Here is a 2,757-nt window from a genome sequence, read left to right as displayed (position 1 = left end):
GTACACCAGAACCAAGCAATATAGCTAGTAATCCACCGGAGTTGCAAGTCGACATACTGCATTAGTCAATCTCTAAATAATCTTAATGCAACAGTTTTATTTGATAAAAAAAGGTACCTCAGCACCTACAGTACTTCCTATTTTTACTAGTTCATCACTGCTTAGTATGAGATTACATACCTCTTTAACTAAAAGCATAAAAGCTGCAGCATCAGAAGAAGCACCTGCTAGATCTGCTTGTGAAGGGATACCTTTAGTCACTACTACGTTATGTTCGCAAAAGAAGTCTGAAATGTCTGAGTCATTGGTAGATTCAAGAAGTGCTTTGTAGGCTTTGTAAATGGTGTTTGATTCTAAAGGGATGTCATCGCACCCTTCAATGGTAAAGGTTTCGCATTCATTGGGTACAAAGCTTATGGTATCATACAGCTCGTTGCCTTTTGCGTAGGCTTTAATGCTGTATCCTAAGTGACTTCTTTGTATGGAGTCTTTGATTCTATTAGTACTCTTTGATTGATTTTGATGTTGTTGATCTATCGAAGCAGTAATAGCATCAACATCCCAAAACCCAGCCTCATCTCCGCCTTCAAAACCACCCATCACTAAAACCTAACTGTTCCTTGCAATGTTATATTGCGTAAACTCTTATTTTATCAGTTTCAAGTTGTCCGTTCAAGATCTTTTGGATCGATATCAGTGTTCCACCTGAACTCTCACATGAACCACAAGCTCCCACATACGAAATATAAACATCTGTCATTCCATTTGTTTCTTTCACATCAAGAAAATCTAGATCTCCATGATCTGCCTGTAGAAATTCTCTGATCTTTAGATCTATGATTACATCAATAGCGTTGATTTTTTGGACAACAGTCATATTGTCAAACCCTATTTCATTGGCTTCTTTAATAACATCTTTGCTTTCCATAATAATTTCCTTAGTTTTTTAGTTTTAATTATCTCTAAAATCTTTATTAAAGTCTTATACTTTATAAATTATGATTGTATATATACCCTGATTAGCTTAAATCTTAATTAAAGTACTGTGATATATCTACTACTATAATGATAAAAAAGTTTATAATTATGAATTTTTCGGATAAAAGAAATGTTTTAGGGGATTGTTTGTATATGTGGCTCCGGCACGAGGATTCGAACCTCGGACCAAATGATTAACAGTCATCTACTCTACCGCTGAGCTATGCCGGAACAATTATTGAAATAAGCGAGTGCTTGTTTCGTGGGTGAGATTATAGTGAAAAAGTTTTTTAAAGTCAAGGATATTTTAGGCTTTTTTGTAAAATTCTACACCATTTGTTGAAACACGCTTTATTTTTTCTTTACGTAAAAGATTTTGTACTCTATTTTGACTCTGTTCATCAAAAAGTGCTTCTATATCTTCTTGGGTTAAAGGACGTTTTGACAACGTTTCGAGTATCTCTCCATCACTGTAGCTGGAAGCCGATATCTCTGCTTTTTTACGTGATGCTATGTAGACGGGTAAGCTACTGTCAAAAAGATGGCTGATCTCCAGTAGCTTTTCATAACTCACTGGCTTTACATCAAATGCAGGCGGTCTGTCTATGGTTCCTATGTCTATACGTGTAGGTTGTAGTTTCAGTAGGTACTCGTTGAGTTTGGCTATCTCTTCGTTAGAGTCGTTCAGTGTTTTAACGATGAGTATCTCTATGACCAGTGGTCCATTGTATCTTGCTTTGAAGGCTAACATTCCTGATTTGATGTTCTCTACCTCTATGCCTTTATGAGAGCGGTCAAGCTTTTGCAAACATTTTTGGGAAGCACAGTCTAAAGAGAGTTTCACTTCATCCAGTTTCAACAGTGCATCCTGCACTTTTACATCGTCTATATTGGCTGCATTAGAAAGGATGAGGGTCTTGGTTGAACCTTTAAAGGTATTGATCTTATCGATGAGTTCGGAAAGATATGGATAAAGCGTAGGTTCACCGTTAGCAGTGAGTGTAATGAAGTCTACATCATCATGTTCATTTAGTGCTGTTTTCAGTGCTGTTGTGACTTCTTCTACACTGACAACATCATCATAGGCATCCATTGTTTTAGCTGGGTCAAGCTCACAGTAAAGACAGTCAAAATTACACTGTTTTTTGCCTGGGCTCAGATCAACCCCTAAAGATTTACCAAAACGTCTGGAATGTATGGGACCGAAGATGATGTTCACTGCTGCCTCTTTTTGAGTAATCTTTGACTCTGTTTTTTCAACTTTTTTTCAAAAGACTCTACAGAGTTCTTATCGATAAGTTTATCACGATTTTCAAGTTTATACCCCAACGTTGCTTCAAACTTTACAAGGGCGATCTTTTTATAGAGTTCTATGATCTTAAGATTGGTCAATCCACCCAGAAAATTCCGCATCAAACTCAACTTTTCTCTTTGATAGGCTTCCCTGCTTAAATTACTGTTACTCAACTGTGTCAACTTCTCTTTGTATGTATTACTGTCGATCAATTCCATGTCAAATTCTTTGTTGATAAAGTAATCTGCCACAGTCGTAAAATAATGGCTGAAAGGCTTCTTGATATTTTGGACTTTTTTAGAACCCCAGAGGTACTTTGCAGCTACTTTTTGAAAATCTTTTCTTAACAGTTCCAACTCCGGATCAACAGGAACTATCTTTCCATCTTCCCTGAGTGAAAAGTTTCTGTTGAATGCCATAGAGATAGAGTTCATCGTATTTTGGAACTCCGTTTTGGCATTGCTTGAACGGTTAAGCAATGCGAT

The 2,757-nt window shown here is 36.8% G+C and carries 4 protein-coding genes and 1 tRNA gene; all 5 read right to left on the bottom strand.

The features are described from left to right. Window positions 1–96: 96 nt before the first annotated feature. Window positions 97–600 (bottom strand): hypothetical protein, encoded by a 504-nt coding sequence (locus WBM70_RS09795; RefSeq protein WP_424558329.1) that lies wholly within the window; start codon window positions 598–600, stop codon window positions 97–99. A gap of 28 nt (window positions 601–628) precedes the next feature. Then, window positions 629–928, bottom strand: a complete 300-nt coding sequence (locus tag WBM70_RS09790; protein WP_424558328.1) for a NifU family protein — start codon at window positions 926–928, stop codon at window positions 629–631. 206 nt (window positions 929–1,134) lie between these two features. Further along, window positions 1,135–1,209 (bottom strand) — tRNA-Asn (locus WBM70_RS09785). A gap of 76 nt (window positions 1,210–1,285) precedes the next feature. Then, a complete protein-coding gene (locus WBM70_RS09780; RefSeq protein ID WP_424558327.1) occupies window positions 1,286–2,197 on the bottom strand; it encodes a radical SAM protein in 912 nt (303 codons plus the stop codon). After that, window positions 2,194–2,757, bottom strand: a 564-nt coding sequence (locus tag WBM70_RS09775; RefSeq protein ID WP_424558326.1) for a hypothetical protein, incomplete at its 5' end; no start/stop codon positions are given. The genes WBM70_RS09780 and WBM70_RS09775, both read right to left, overlap by 4 nt.

Origin of the sequence: Sulfurovum sp. (assembly GCF_049668085.1) — a bacterium.
Taxonomy (GTDB): domain Bacteria; phylum Campylobacterota; class Campylobacteria; order Campylobacterales; family Sulfurovaceae; genus Sulfurovum.
The sequence above is the reverse complement of the archived record's forward strand: the minus strand, read 5'-3'. Positions and strand labels throughout refer to the sequence as shown.